Source organism: Curtobacterium sp. JUb34, assembly GCF_003755065.1.
Classification (GTDB): Bacteria; Actinomycetota; Actinomycetes; order Actinomycetales; family Microbacteriaceae; genus Curtobacterium.
The window spans coordinates 224,932-237,967 of sequence record NZ_RJVH01000001.1 but is presented as its reverse complement, the minus strand read 5'-3'; the positions used below and the strand labels follow the sequence as shown (position 1 = coordinate 237,967).

At 71.3% G+C, this 13,036-nt stretch carries 18 protein-coding genes; 11 read left to right on the top strand and 7 right to left on the bottom strand.

Annotation, left to right across the window (positions count from 1 at the left end; all coding sequences use genetic code 11):
* Window positions 1–42 precede the first annotated feature (42 nt).
* Window positions 43–1,758 (bottom strand): beta-N-acetylhexosaminidase, encoded by a 1,716-nt coding sequence (locus tag EDF63_RS01110; RefSeq protein ID WP_123310449.1) that lies wholly within the window; start codon window positions 1,756–1,758, stop codon window positions 43–45.
* 36 nt (window positions 1,759–1,794) lie between these two features.
* On the opposite strand from EDF63_RS01110, the gene EDF63_RS01105 reads away from it, so the two are divergent.
* Both EDF63_RS01105 and EDF63_RS01100 read left to right on the top strand, forming a co-directional pair.
* Window positions 1,795–2,970, top strand: coding sequence for an ROK family transcriptional regulator (locus EDF63_RS01105; protein ID WP_185021233.1), 1,176 nt, complete (start codon window positions 1,795–1,797; stop codon window positions 2,968–2,970).
* 51 nt (window positions 2,971–3,021) lie between these two features.
* Window positions 3,022–3,774 carry a DedA family protein gene (locus EDF63_RS01100; RefSeq protein ID WP_260232915.1) on the top strand — a complete coding sequence of 251 codons (753 nt, stop codon included), beginning with the start codon at window positions 3,022–3,024 and terminating at the stop codon, window positions 3,772–3,774.
* A gap of 12 nt (window positions 3,775–3,786) precedes the next feature.
* On the opposite strand, the gene EDF63_RS01095 is transcribed toward EDF63_RS01100, so the two are convergent.
* Window positions 3,787–3,990 carry a DUF2945 domain-containing protein gene (locus tag EDF63_RS01095; protein WP_123310445.1) on the bottom strand — a complete coding sequence of 68 codons (204 nt, stop codon included), beginning with the start codon at window positions 3,988–3,990 and terminating at the stop codon, window positions 3,787–3,789.
* Window positions 3,991–4,191: 201 nt separating this feature from the next.
* Here EDF63_RS01095 and EDF63_RS01090 point away from each other — a divergent pair, with 201 nt between their 5' ends.
* Together EDF63_RS01090 and EDF63_RS01085 are read left to right on the top strand one after the other, a co-directional pair.
* A complete protein-coding gene (locus tag EDF63_RS01090) occupies window positions 4,192–5,244 on the top strand; it encodes a serine/threonine-protein kinase (protein WP_123310443.1) in 1,053 nt (350 codons plus the stop codon).
* A gap of 76 nt (window positions 5,245–5,320) precedes the next feature.
* Window positions 5,321–5,944 (top strand): phosphoribosylanthranilate isomerase, encoded by a 624-nt coding sequence (locus EDF63_RS01085; RefSeq protein ID WP_123312149.1) that lies wholly within the window; start codon window positions 5,321–5,323, stop codon window positions 5,942–5,944.
* 12 nt (window positions 5,945–5,956) lie between these two features.
* On the opposite strand, the gene EDF63_RS01080 is transcribed toward EDF63_RS01085, so the two are convergent.
* The 3 genes from EDF63_RS01080 to EDF63_RS01070 all read right to left on the bottom strand — a co-directional run bounded on the left by EDF63_RS01080 (window position 5,957) and on the right by EDF63_RS01070 (window position 7,920).
* On the bottom strand, window positions 5,957–6,715 hold the full coding sequence (locus EDF63_RS01080) for an HAD-IIB family hydrolase (RefSeq protein ID WP_123310441.1): 759 nt from the start codon (window positions 6,713–6,715) through the stop codon (window positions 5,957–5,959).
* Between the two features lie 91 nt (window positions 6,716–6,806).
* Window positions 6,807–7,220: an acyl-CoA thioesterase gene (locus EDF63_RS01075; RefSeq protein WP_111086180.1), complete on the bottom strand. Its 414-nt coding sequence runs from the start codon at window positions 7,218–7,220 to the stop codon at window positions 6,807–6,809.
* 103 nt (window positions 7,221–7,323) lie between these two features.
* Window positions 7,324–7,920, bottom strand: a complete 597-nt coding sequence (locus tag EDF63_RS01070) for a nitroreductase family protein (protein WP_111086179.1) — start codon at window positions 7,918–7,920, stop codon at window positions 7,324–7,326.
* A 73-nt stretch (window positions 7,921–7,993) separates the two neighbouring features.
* Here EDF63_RS01070 and EDF63_RS01065 point away from each other — a divergent pair, with 73 nt between their 5' ends.
* Together EDF63_RS01065 and EDF63_RS01060 are read left to right on the top strand one after the other, a co-directional pair.
* Entirely contained in the window at window positions 7,994–8,917 is a 924-nt protein-coding gene (locus EDF63_RS01065; RefSeq protein WP_123312148.1) for an AEC family transporter, read from the top strand.
* Between the two features lie 137 nt (window positions 8,918–9,054).
* A complete protein-coding gene (locus EDF63_RS01060; RefSeq protein WP_123310439.1) occupies window positions 9,055–9,462 on the top strand; it encodes an aldehyde dehydrogenase in 408 nt (135 codons plus the stop codon).
* 9 nt (window positions 9,463–9,471) lie between these two features.
* On the opposite strand, the gene EDF63_RS01055 is transcribed toward EDF63_RS01060, so the two are convergent.
* Together EDF63_RS01055 and EDF63_RS01050 are read right to left on the bottom strand one after the other, a co-directional pair.
* Window positions 9,472–9,720 carry a nuclease gene (locus EDF63_RS01055; protein WP_123310437.1) on the bottom strand — a complete coding sequence of 83 codons (249 nt, stop codon included), beginning with the start codon at window positions 9,718–9,720 and terminating at the stop codon, window positions 9,472–9,474.
* 113 nt (window positions 9,721–9,833) lie between these two features.
* The gene (locus EDF63_RS01050) at window positions 9,834–10,670 is read right to left on the bottom strand and encodes an exodeoxyribonuclease III (protein ID WP_123310434.1); all 837 of its coding nucleotides are present in this window, start codon (window positions 10,668–10,670) and stop codon (window positions 9,834–9,836) included.
* Between the two features lie 93 nt (window positions 10,671–10,763).
* On the opposite strand from EDF63_RS01050, the gene EDF63_RS01045 reads away from it, so the two are divergent.
* From EDF63_RS01045 to EDF63_RS01025, 5 genes are read left to right on the top strand one after another with little or no spacing between them, the layout of a single operon-like run.
* Window positions 10,764–11,240 (top strand): Asp23/Gls24 family envelope stress response protein, encoded by a 477-nt coding sequence (locus EDF63_RS01045; RefSeq protein WP_123310432.1) that lies wholly within the window; start codon window positions 10,764–10,766, stop codon window positions 11,238–11,240.
* Window positions 11,237–11,428 (top strand): DUF2273 domain-containing protein, encoded by a 192-nt coding sequence (locus tag EDF63_RS01040; protein WP_123310424.1) that lies wholly within the window; start codon window positions 11,237–11,239, stop codon window positions 11,426–11,428. Before EDF63_RS01045 ends, EDF63_RS01040 begins: the two co-directional genes overlap by 4 nt.
* Complete coding sequence (locus EDF63_RS01035) at window positions 11,425–11,796, top strand: hypothetical protein (RefSeq protein WP_123310422.1); 372 nt, start codon at window positions 11,425–11,427, stop codon at window positions 11,794–11,796. Before EDF63_RS01040 ends, EDF63_RS01035 begins: the two co-directional genes overlap by 4 nt.
* Window positions 11,793–12,431, top strand: a complete 639-nt coding sequence (locus EDF63_RS01030) for a hypothetical protein (RefSeq protein ID WP_123310420.1) — start codon at window positions 11,793–11,795, stop codon at window positions 12,429–12,431. The genes EDF63_RS01035 and EDF63_RS01030 overlap by 4 nt, the downstream gene beginning before the upstream one ends.
* Entirely contained in the window at window positions 12,428–13,030 is a 603-nt protein-coding gene (locus tag EDF63_RS01025; protein WP_123310418.1) for a hypothetical protein, read from the top strand. The genes EDF63_RS01030 and EDF63_RS01025 overlap by 4 nt, the downstream gene beginning before the upstream one ends.
* The last annotated feature ends 6 nt before the right edge of the window (window positions 13,031–13,036 follow it).

Sequence of the window (13,036 nt, the reverse complement as noted above, 5' to 3'; positions counted from 1 at the left end):
CGTGGAACCTCGACGCGAGCGCCCGCCCGCCCGGGGCGCTCCCTACTCCGCGATGTTGGCGGTGATCGCGTCGATGTAGGCGGCGCGGTCCTCGCGCGAGTGGGGCCGACCGGGGACCCCGGGCCGCTGCTCCCACGGGAAGGGCCCCGCCTCGTGCCGGTACTCGATGCCCATCGCCTCGAGCCGCGCGGTGTGCTCCGCCAGCCGCCCGCGGAACTCGGCGACGTCGCGCGGACCGGTGACGTCCGCCGACCAGAGGGCCTCGGCCAGTGCCGCGACCCGTGGGAACAGCTGGTAGTCGAGCTTCCGGGCGGTGTCGACGTGCTCCGTCCACATGTTGCCCTGGCCGCCGATGACGTGCGCCCGCTCGGACTCGGTCAGGCCGGACGGCACCGGGTCGAAGGCGAACACGTCGTCGACCGTCAGCACGATCGACACCGGGATCGGCTCGGTCGCCAGGTCGCTCTGCCGGTAGTCGAGGTAGGCCTGGTCGTCCGGCGAGGAGATGACGTCGTGCCCGCGCTTCGCCGCCGTCCGCGCACCGGTCAGACCCCGCCAGGACACGATCGTCGCCGACGGGTCGAGCGTGCCGCCCTCGAGGATCTCGTCCCAGCCGAACGCCCGCCGCCCGTGCGAGGCGACGTGCGCCGCGAGCTGCCCGATGATCCACGCCTGCAGCTGCTCCTCGTCCTCGAGGCCGAGCGAACGCATGCGCTCCTGGGTGCGGGGGTCCTCGACCCACTGCACCTTCGGGCACTCGTCACCGCCGATGCCGATGTAGCGCGAGGGGAAGAGCGCGATGACCTCGTCGAGGACGTCCTTGAAGAAGTCGACGGTGCTGTCGTCCGCGTTCAGGACGTCGTCGGCGATGCCCCACTCGGTCCAGACCTCGACCGGTGTCTCGGGGTGCACGCCGAGCGACGGGTACGCGGCCAGCGCGGCGCGGACGTGACCGGGCGTCTCGATCTCGGGGACGACGGTGACGAACCGGTCCGCCGCGTACGCGACGATCTCGCGGATGTCGTCCTGCGTGTAGTACCCACCGTGCGGCCGGCCGTCGAACCCTGCCGGGTGCAGAACGCCGTCGGCGTCGGGGACGTGCGCGCCGACCTGCGACTCGCGCCGCCACGACCCGACCTCGGTCAGTCGCGGGTACTTGCGGATCTCGATGCGCCAGCCCTGGTCCTCCGTCAGGTGGAAGTGCAGGCGGTTGATCCGGTGCGCCGCGAGCTGGTCGACGACTCGCATGACCTCGTGCTTGGTGCGGAAGTGCCGGGCGACGTCGAGCATGACGCCGCGCCAGGCGAAGGCGGGCGCGTCCTCGACGACGGTGGCGGGGAGCGACCACGGCCCGGTGCCGACGCGGCCGCTGCGGTAGACGTCGGCTGGCAGCAGCTGGAGGAGTGCCTGGACGCCGTAGAAGACGCCGGCGGCCGAGCCACCGACGACGTCGACACCGTCGGTGGTGACGGTCAGGCGGAAGGACTCGGCGCGTTCGCCCTCGGGTGACGGTGGGCCGACGGGCAGCGAGGGGTCGTCCGAGACGCGCAGCGAGATGGCGCCGACGTGGACGGTCGCGCCGTCGACCGCGTCACGGACCGGCTGGCCGGTCGACGCCCGCAGTGTCTGCTGCAGGTACAGTCGGACCGATTCGCTCGCTGCGTCCGCTGCGATGCGGGTCGACGGGGTGATCTCGAAGGCGCCGGTGCCGGGCACGGCGCGGCGCGGTCGTGGGATGAGCATGTCGGAGTCCACCATTCCTCAATGATCTTTCGTAATGTGGAGGCTATGGCCGTGGACGAGACCGTGTCAACGATCCCGAGTGTCGTGGGGACGACGCCGGGGGTGCTCCGACTCATGAACTCCCGCGCCATCCTCGACGAGCTCCTGCGCGACGACGCGTCGCGGACCGTGACCGAGCTGAGACGCACCGTTGGGCTCTCCCGTCCCACGGTCGAGGCGGCGCTGGCGGACCTGGTCGACGAGGGCTGGGTGACCGAGGCCGAGGCGATCGCCACTCCGAACAAGGCCGGTCGTCGGGCCAAGCGCTTCGCAGCGGACGCCACCGCCGGTTCCGTGCTCGGCGTCGACCTCGGGCTGCACGGCATCGTGGGCATCCGCGCCGACCTGCGCGGCGTCACCCTCACCCGGGTCGAGGAGCGCTACGCCGACCTCGCCGACGCAGAGCAGGCGTGGACGAGCGTGCAGGACGTGGTCCGCCGCCTGACGGCCGACTCGGATGCGTCGCCCGTCCTCGCCGCCACGTTCGGCGTCCCCGCCGTGGTCGACCGCGCCGGAGAGATCGACTACACGGTCGCCGTGCCGGAGTGGGTCGAGCGCCGCGTGCCCGGCCGGATCCAGGACCTCTTCCCCGGGGTCGCGACCTTCTTCGACAACGACGCCAAGCTCGCCGCCACCGCCGAGGCGATGTGGGGCCGGTTCCGCGGCGTCCAGGACGGCCTCTACCTGGTGATGGGTCGCCAGATCGGTGCGGCCTACGTCATCGACGGGGCGTTGGCGCGCGGAGCGCGCGGGGCGGCCGGCGAGATGGGCGGCCTGGCCTCGACCGGATGGCCCGGTGCGCCGGCCCGCCTGGAGGCCCGGATCACGTCCGACACGGACCTCGAGTCCGTCTTCGCCGCGGCCGGGCGCGGGGGCGCTGCGCCGGGCCGCGGCGGTGCGGACGGTCCCGACCCGGCGGCGGTCGAGGTCGTCCGCGCCTTCGCGGACGACGTGGCGCCGGGCGTCGTGCAGCTCGTCACGACGATCGACCCCGAGGTCGTGGTCGTCGGGGGCGAGGTCCTGCCGGCGGCGCCGGTGTTCGCCGAGGCGCTCGCCGCGGTGGTCATGCCGCAGCTCCGACACCCCGTCGAGATCGTGCCCTCGACGGTCGGGCGGGACGCCGTGGCCCGGGGCGCCCTCGCGCGGTCCCTGACCCACGTCCGGACCTCGCACATGGGACTCGGCTGACGTTCAGGTTCCGTGCCGGGTCCTGACAGGGCGCTCAGGGATGCTGGGGGCATGACGACTGCCGTGACCGCCCGTGCCATGACCGTCGCCAGCGGCGACTCCACCGCGCCCTCGGACCTGGGCGGGCTGTCCGGCCTCGTGCTCCAGGTCATCGACGCCCTGGGGGAGTGGGGCGTCGCGCTCATGCTCTTCGTCGAGACGGTGTTCCCGCCGATCCCGTCCGAGGTCATCCTGCCGCTGGCCGGGTTCCTCGGCGGCGCCGGCCAGATGAACCTCGTGCTGGTCCTCGTGCTGGCGACGCTCGGTTCCTACCTCGGCGCACTGGTGCTCTACTGGCTCGGCGCGAAGATCGGGTTCGAGCGCACCACGCGGTGGTTCGGCAAACTCCCCCTGGTCGACGAGGACGACTTCCGCAAGGCCGCCGGGTGGTTCCACCGGCACGGCAAGAGCGCGGTGTTCTTCGGCCGCTTCGTCCCCATCGTGCGCAGCCTCATCTCGCTGCCAGCGGGTGCGGACCGCATGCACCTCGGCACGTTCTCGGTGTTCACGATCATCGCGAGCGGCATCTGGAACAGCGCACTCGTCCTGCTCGGTGCCGCGTTCGGCTCGCAGTACGACCGCGTCGAGCAGTACACGGAGTGGATCGACCGGGTGCTCTACGTCGCGATCGCGATCGTCGTGGTGACCTTCGTGGTCCGCCGGCTCCGACGGTGGCGGGCGAACCGCCGCGCGGACGGCGACGGCGACGGTGCCGCGAGCGGGGGCGCACGAGGTCGTCGTCGCGCCGAGCCCGCCCGCGACTGAGCCGCTCCGCCGTCAGGCCTTGGCCAACGCCGACTCCTTGTGCGCGGCCTGCTTGCCGCTCTTCTCAGACTCGACGATCCAGTACGGATCGTCGTCGGTCGGCTTGAACGTCTGACCGTCGAACTCGAAGTCGCTGGTGCGCTTCCGCACCAGTCTTCCGGTCGTCTTTCCCTGCGAGGTGTTCCAGTGCACCTCGTCACCCTTCGTCAGTGCCATCGCTGTCCTCCTTGCGTGATCGCTCACCCTGGTCGGAGGTCGAACGGTACCCTGATGCATCCGCATGAACACAGGGAAGTACGCCGATCACGATGTCATAACACCCGCACAAAAGCGGGGTCGGACGCGTACCGTTTCTCGTGAGCCAACACGCCGGCAGCTGCCGCGGAACCTGCGGCTCCCGACGGAACGACGGACACCATGACCCTGCTCGACGGCTTGCGGACGGAGACGGTCCTGTCGGGCCGGTACCGCCTGGTGAAGCTCATCGGCACGGGTGGCATGGGGACCGTCTACGAAGCCCGCGACGAGCACACCTACCGCGCGGTCGCCGTGAAGCTCTTCGCGACGCCGGACAAGATGACGACGGCCGACCGTGTCCGCCAGGAGCGCGAGATCCGGCTGCTCAGCATGCTGTCGCACCCCGGGCTCATCCCGCTCTACGACGCCGGCACGCACGACTTCCCGGACGGCCCGCACCGGTTCATCGTGATGGAGCTCATCGCCGACACGACGCTGCTGCGCCGACTGTCCGAGGGCGCCCTGCACAACTACGAGGTGGCCGACCTCGGCGCCCAGCTGGCCGACGCCCTGGCCTACGTGCACTCGCGTGGCATCGTGCACCGCGACGTCAAGCCCGCCAACATCCTGATCAGCGACGAGGGGTCGTCCGGGTTCGCCCGGACCGTGAAGCTCACCGACTTCGGTGTCGCGCACTTCGTCGACGGTTCACGTCTGACGAACGACGGCACGGTCATCGGCACGGCGGCGTACCTCAGCCCCGAGCAGGTGGCCGGTGAGCCGATCAGCTTCGCCACCGACGTCTACTCCCTCGGGCTGGTGCTGCTCGAGTCCCTCACCGGCAAGCAGGAGTACTCCGGCACCCTGATCGAGGCGGCACTCGCCCGTCTGCGGCACGACCCCGAGATCCCCGACGAGATCGCCTCGGAGTGGCGCGACCTGCTCAGCCGGATGACCGCCCGTGACCCGGAGCGCCGTCCGACCGCGGTCGCCATCGCGAGCGCCCTGCGGGGGGGCTCCACCCAGATCACCGGCCCGGTGCCCCTCGGACCGGAGCGGGTCAAGCACCAACGCGACCACCGCATGCACCGTGCGGCCCACCGGCACGCGAAGCGCGGCACCTTCTCGGCCGTCCGTCGCTGGCGCCGGCGGAACGTCCTCGTCGGCACGTTCGCGGCGTTCGGCGTACTGGTCGCGTGCGGTTCCGCCTACGTCGCGGGCATGCTGCACTGAGGTCGCCCGCGCGTCCCGTTCGTCCGAGGTCGCCTGCGCGTCCCGTTCGTCCGAGGTCCCTGGCAGGATGGACAGCATGACCGACCAGCGCTGGATCAAGATCTGCGGCCTGTCGACGCCCGACACCGTGGACGCCGCCGTCGACTCGGGCGCCGACGCGGTCGGGTTCGTCTTCGCCGCGAACAGCCCCCGCACCGTGACGGCCGACCTGGCGAAGGAACTCGTCGAGCGGCTGCCGGACGGCATCGACGCCGTCGGGGTGTTCCGCGACCAGAAGATCGACGAGGTCGTCGGCATCGCGTCCGAGGTCGGGCTCACCACGCTGCAGCTGCACGGTGGCGAGGCTGCGAGCGACTTCGCCCGTGCCCGCGACGCCGGCTTCTTCACCATCCGGGCCATCGCGGCCGAGGACTACCTGCGCGAGACCCCGGAGCAGCGCGCCGCCTACGACCACGACCTGCTGCTGCTCGACGCCACCGTTCCGGGGAGCGGTCGGCTGATCGACCCCGCGTCGATCGAGGGTGCGATCGACGAAGCCTGGATCCTGGCGGGCGGCCTGACCCCCGCCAACGTCGTCGCTGCGGTCGAAGCGCTCGACCCCGACGGCGTCGACGTGTCGAGCGGCGTCGAGTCCGAGCGCGGCGTGAAGGACCCGGCGAAGATCCGTGCGTTCATCGAGGCCGTCCGCAGCCTCGGCTGACGCGCCGCAGGATCAGCGCAGGGTCGGGATGAGCTCGGTCAGGAACGCGTCGGTGTCCTCCCAGCCCTCGACCGCGTGGCACGGCACACCGAGGGCCTTCACCGGGTAGTCGTTGCCCTCGGGGTCGAGCCGGTCGCCGACGAAGAGCATGTCGTCGAGCGCGACGCCAGTGATCTCGGCGAGACGCTGCATGCCGTACGCCTTGTCGATGCCCTTGCGGGTGATGTCGACGCTGGTCGACCCGCCGGACCGGACCTCGAGGTCAGGGAGCTCCGCCTGCACCCGACGACGCAGGTCGTCCTTCTTCGCGCCGGTCGGGTCCCACTGCTTCTTGACGTCCACCGGCGCGGCCTGGCCGAGCGCGGAGAACGTGATCTGCGACCCGCGGTCCTCGAGGATGTCGCCCCAGGTCTCGGACTCCCAGTAGCCGGCGTCCTTCGCCACGGACTCGACGGCGGCCAGGGCAAGTGCCTTCTGCTCGTCGGTGAGGTCCTCGGCGTACTGCAGGGCCCAGTCGTCGTCGGACCAGCGGTAGTACCGCGTGCCGCACGTCGGCAGCAGGTGCAGGTCGTCGAGGGTCAGGCCGTCCCGGTGGCGCAGCGGGGTGACGAGCTGCTGCTCGAACTGCGTGAAGTTGCCGCCGGAGATGACCGCGACCGGAACGACCTCGAGCAGGGACGCGAAGGTCTCGAGCATGCGGGGGTCGAGGGCGGACTTCGACGGGGCGAGGGTGTCGTCCAGGTCGAAGGCGACGAGGCGGGGCGTGGTCATGCCCCGATCCTGCCAGAGGCCACCGATCACATGCCGCATGCTGGGCCCACCCCACGCGAGGGCTGCGTGATGTCTGCGGGGTCGCGCGCGGTCAGGCCCGGTGCGTCGCGGGGACCCGGTCGCGGTCGTAGGTGATGTCGGTGTAGCCGTGCGGCGCCGGGTTGCCGTCGTCGTCGAGGTTCACGAACACGACCTCGTCGATGGTCAGGATGCTGCGGTGCGTGAAGAGGTTGCGCGCCTCGGCCCGCATCGTGAGCGAGCTGCGGCCGAACCGGGTGGCGACGAGGCCGATCTCGACGATGTCGCCCTCCTTCGCCGAGGACACGAACTCGATCTCCGACATGTACTTCGTGACGACCTTGCCGTTGCCGAGCTGGATGATCGCGTAGACCGCGGCCTCTTCGTCGATCCAGCGGAGCAGGCTGCCGCCGAACAGGGTGCCGTTGGCGTTGAGGTCCTCGGGGCGGACCCACTTGCGGGTGTAGAAGTTCATCTCGGGCTGCATGTCACGACATTCTACGCAGCGGCGGCGGTAGCGGCCGCGGCAGCAGCGGGTACGGCAGCGGCCGCGCCCCGGCAGGGACGCGGCCGCGTGTCGGTACCGAGGGCTACTCCTTGACGAGGACGACCTCGTCGAGCGGCAGGCGGGTGCGCGGGGCGACCTCGCGCTCGGCCGCCTTCTCGTCGAGCTGCGACGGGTGTGCGACGGTGCCGATGGCCGTCACGGTGAAGGGCAGGAAGCGCTCCGGCAGGTCGAAGGCGGCGCGGAGCCCGGCGGCGTCGATGCCCGCCATCTGGTGCACGTGCAGGCCCTCGGCGTGCGCCTGGACGGTGAGCGCGGCGAGCGACTGGCCGAGGTCGTACTGCGCGAAGGGACGCTCGTCGCCGTCCTCGGTCACGGTCTCGAGCACGCCGACGACCAGGGCGCTGGCACGGAAGGCCCACGCGGCGTTGAAGCCGAGCAGGTTCTCGTTGATCTTGCGGAACGTCTCGGTGCCACGACGACCGGCGATGAACCGGCGCGGCTGGAAGTTCATGGCGGACGCGGCCCAGCGGGCGGCCTCGAGGACGGCGTCGAACTGCTCGTCCGAGATCGTCGCGGTCTCGTCGTAGGAACGGGGGCTCCAACGCTCTTCCAGCAGGGGCACGAGGGGCTGGCTGGAGTCGGTGGACCGGGTGAGGGTGTCGGCGTTCGTCGAGGTCATGGTGCCTGCAACGGTATTCGATGCGAACGCATTTCCGACCTGAGCGACGTCACATGGTGCAAGGATGGACGCGATGGGTGGCGTGTTGACCGGCTTCGCGATCATCGGTGCGATCATCGCCGGTGGGTACGTCGTCGGGCGCATCGGACTGCTCGGCCCGCACGCGCAGTTCGTGATGAGCCGCCTCGCGTTCTTCGTGCTCATGCCCTGCCTGCTGTTCCACACGATCGCAGCCGCCGACATCGAGTCACTGCTGTCGCCGATGCTCTGGGTCTCGCTGTTGAGCGCCGTCGTCGTCGCACTCGGCGCAGCGGCCGTCTTCCGCTTCGTGCTGCGGCGTCCGGTCACCACCACGACGGTCGGTGCGCTGGCCGCGAGCTACGTGAACGCGAACAACATCGGCCTGCCGGTCGCCGTCTACGTGCTCGGGCAGGCGACGGCGGTGGTGCCGGTGATCCTGTTGCAACTCATCGTCATCGCGCCGGTCGCGCTGACGATCCTCGACGCCGCGACCTCGGGTGCGGGTGGCTGGGGACGCCGGATCTCCGGGCCGTTCCGGAACCCGATCATCATCGCTTCGCTGGTCGGCGTGGTGTTCTCGGCGACCGGCATCACGCTGCCCGATCCGGTGCTCGAACCGTTCTCGCTGGTGGGGGCCGCCGCCGTGCCCGTCGTGCTGCTGTCGTTCGGGATGAGCCTGCACGGTGCTGCGCCGTTGCGGGACCCCGCGATCCGCACCGATGTCATCGTGGCGTCGTCGATCAAGCTCGTGGTGATGCCGGCGGTCGCGTACGTGTTCGCGCGGTTCGTGTTCGGGCTCGGCGACCAGGACGTCTTCGTGCTCACGACCCTGGCGGCGTTGCCGGCGGCGCAGAACGTGTTCAACTACGCGCAGCGCTACGGTGCGGCGGTCCCCGTGGCCCGCGACGTGGTGCTCATCTCGACGATCGGCTCGGTTCCCGTCCTGGTGGCGATCGCCGCGCTGCTGCACCCGTAGCGCGCCCTGGGCGCACCGCGGGGCGGACGGGAGGCGCGTGGCGGGCCCGCCACGGGCCTCCCGTCCGAGCGGGGCGCGCGTACCCTGGCCGACACGGGGCGGACCCGCCTCGGGACCACGACGGACGGAGACCTCCGATGGACACGATGGCGATGATGAAGAACATGTCGATGACGGACATGCCCATGGAGATGGACACGGACCTGATGCAGGACACGATGATGGCGATGAACGCCGCGTCGATGGCCGCGACGATGTGCTCCGCGAGCGACATGCGCATGGGCGGCGAGATGGCGACCTGCGCCGCGATGTGCTCCAACACGGCGATGATGGCCGACACCGGCATGCGGGTGATGATGCGTCCGGCGGGCATGGACCTGCCGAGCATGCAGTCGATGCTCATGACCGTGATGACGATGGGCACGATGTGCGCCGCCGAGTGCCGGAAGCACATGGACATGGCCGAGTCGTGCCGCTACTGCGCCATGGCCTGCGACGAGATGGTCGCCAAGTGCGAGGCGATGCTCGCCTCGATGTCGGCCTGAACCGACGGGCTACGCGCTGCGTGCCGTGGTCTGACGACCGCCGGCACTGAGGATCTCCGCCACCGGGTGGTGGGCGACCGGATCGCCGACCGACAAGAAGCCGTCGGCGCTCGCCACCCGGAGCTGGGTCACGCCGCCGTCCAGGAACGCCACGACGGCGTCGGCAGTGCGGGTCTCGACGACGATGCCGTCGCGCCATGCGCCGGGCGCCGCGTTCGCCATGACGCGCTGGATGGGAAGGATCGTCGTGCGGGACATGGCTTCACCTGCTCTCGAAGGGGTTCGGTGCAGGAAACCTACGTCGGCGCCGTCACGTGCTCAACGGCGACGGACTCCGGGCGTAACAGAACGCGTCACGAGCGCGTGACCGCTCAGAAGATCATCGGACGGTCGTCGTCGAGCGACGTGTCCAGGTCGAGGTCGACCACCACGGGGACGTGGTCGCTCGGGGCGTCGCCCTTGCGTTCGTTGCGGTGGATCGAGGCATCGGTGACGACATCGGCGAACGCCTGCGAGCCCATCACGAAGTCGATGCGCATGCCCTCGTTGCGCGGGAAGCGCAGCTGCTTGTAGTCCCAGTACGTGTAGCCGTCGGGGACGATCGGGCGGACGACGTCCTGCAGCCCCGCCGTCTCGAACGCCCGGAAGGCGGCGCGCTCCGGCTCGCTGACGTGGGTGTGCCCCTCGAAGACGCGGACGTCCCACACGTCGGTGTCGAGCGGCGCGACGTTCCAGTCGCCCATCAGCGCCAGCGGGGTCTCCGGCGACGCCGCGATCCACTCGGCGGTGCGGTCGGCCAGCTGCGCGAGCCAGTCGAGCTTGTACGTGTAGTGCGGGTCGCCGACCTCGCGTCCGTTCGGCACGTAGAGGCTCCACAGCCGCACGCCGTCGACGGTGACGCCGATGGCCCGGGCCTCGACCGGCAGGTCCGGACCCTCGTGTCCCTTGAGGAACCCGGGCTGGCCGGGGAAGTCGCGTGTGACGTCCTCCATCGGCAGCCGGCTGGCGAACGCGACACCGTTCCACTGGTTCAGGCCGTGCGCCTCGACGTGGTAGCCGGCGTCCTCGAACGCCTGCACCGGGAACTGCTCCGGCTTGCACTTGATCTCCTGCATGCCGAGGACGTCGACGTCCTCGCGCACCAGCCAGTCGACGATCCGCCCCACTCGGGTGCGGACGGAGTTCACGTTCCAGGTCGCCACGCGCATGGGATCGAACCTACCGGCACGCCCATCCTCGGCCGGGGTACGGCACGATGGTGTTCGCTGGAGCACCAGGAATCGATCGCATCGGAGGCAGCAATGGCATCGACGACGAACCGCGTCGACGGGACCGTGACGACCGGCACCACGACCGGGACCACCACCACCCAGGTCACGGCCAAGGGCAAGACGATCATCGACGACACCGTCGTCGCCAAGGTCGCGGGCATCGCCGCACGTGACGTCCCCGGCGTCTTCGCCCTCGGCGGCAACGCTGCCAGGGCCTTCGGCGCCATCCGCGACGCCATCGGCTCGAGCGCGCTCGGCCAGGGGGTCCGCGTCGAGGTCGGCGAGACCCAGGTCGCCGTCGACCTGACGATCGTCGTGGACTACCCGACGCCGATGATGGACGTCGCCACCGCGGTGCGCGCCGCCGTCACGAACGCCGTCACCGAGCTCGTCGGGCTCGAGGTCACCGAGGTGAACATCGCGATCAACGACGTGAACATCCCTGCGCTGAACGGCCCGGTCGACGACCTGGACGGTCGCGACGTCCGCGAGGGCCGGGTCCGGTGAACGCCACCGTCGTCGGGATGGGCGTCGGCGCCCTCCTCGCGATCGTCGCGGTGACCCTCGGGTTCTGGGCGTTCGTCGTCGTCGCCGTCTGCATGGCGGTCGGCAGCCTCGTCGCCCGCATCGTCGCCGGTGACGTCGACGTGCGTCGTCTCGTCGACGTGCTGCGCGGACGCCGGAGCTCGTCGTGACCGGCGCCGCCGTCGCCACGGTCGGCGACAGCGGCGCGCGACTCCCCGGCTCCGACCGCATCGGCACGTCGGCCCTGGTCCACACCGCGCAGGCGGTCGCCTCCGAAGCGCTGCGCGTGGCCTTCCGGGAGGTCCGTGCCCGGGTCGCCGACGACGGTCGCGGCGCGCTGGCGGTCGAGATCACCGCCCCGCTCGCCCTGCCCGTGCTGGGGAGCCACGCGGTCCCCGACGAACCCGTCGTCACGAGCGCGCACCGGGCCCGCGGCACGATCGCCGAACGGCTCCGGACCATCACCGGCCGACAGGTGTCCCGGGTGACCGTGACGTTCGCGTCGTCGGTCGTCGACGTCCCGCGGAGGGTCCGGTGACCGCCGTGGACGGCCGGACCGCTTCGGTTCCCGAGGCCGGTCCTGCACCGTCCACCGGTCACGCCGCCACGTACCGCCGCCTGCTCCGCCGGGAGACCCACGTGTCCCGGTCCGGTGCCGTCGTGATCGCGATGCTCGTCACCCTCGTGCTCGCCGCCGCTGCCGTCTTCGCCGGTGCCCTCGTGCTGCTCGACCAGAACGTCCTCGGCATCGACCCGCGCGCCGTCGTGGACGCCGCCCTCGCCGCGCCCGACGGCCTCGACACCACGCTCGTCGTCGGGATCGCCGCGATCGTCGCGCTCCTCGGCCTGGTGCTCCTGCTGCAGGGGGTCCTGCCGCAGCGGCGCCCGCGCCACGCGATGTCCTCCGACCGGCTCGCCGTCGTGGTCGACGACGAGGTGCTCGCCTCGGCCGCTGCGCGTGCTGCCCGTTCCGCCACGCGGCTCGGGCAGGACGCCGCCGTCGGCACCGTGGGCCGCCGGACCGTCGAGGTCGTGCTGCGTCCGGCTGCCGGTGTCGACGTGCCCGCCGTGGCCGCGACCGAGGCCGTCGAGCGCGAGTTCGCTGCGATCGACGCGCTCCCCGCCCTCGCCGCGCGGGTCCGCGTCCAGCCGACCGGACGGGTGGACGGATGAACGCGACCAACCGTGGCCTCGGCCGGACGGCACTCGTCGTCGTCGGGCTCGTCCTGTTCGTCGCCGGGGTCGGTGCGATCCTGGTGCAGACCGCCCAGGGCCTGCCGCTCGTGGCGTCCTGGTGGCGCACGGCCGGCGAGGCGCTCGCGGGCCTCGGCACGGACACGTCGCGCGATGACTCCCTGCTGTCGTGGACGTGGGTGCTCGGCGGCGGGGTCGTCGTCGGCATCCTGGCGATCGTGGTGCTGACGACGCTCGGCGGTGGGCGCGAGGGCACCGTCGTCGAGAGCGACGGATCGGCCGACGGCGTCGCCGGTTCGGTACGGGTGGAGTCCACGGCCGTGCAGCACGCGCTGTCGTCGGCGATCGGGGGCCTGCCGCAGGTGGCCTCGCTCGCGGTCGACGTGTACCGCGTCCGCGGTGGCCGGGCGATCCGGGTGCGGGTGCGTCCGCGCCGAGGTGCATCGCCGCGCGAGGTCACCGAACGGGTGGAAGCCGTCGTGGCGGACTTGGACGCCCTGCTCGGCGAACGTCTGCCGGTCCTGCTCGAGATCGCGCGCGGTGGGGCCGGGGCCTCCCGCCCGGACCGCGTGCACTAGGACCGT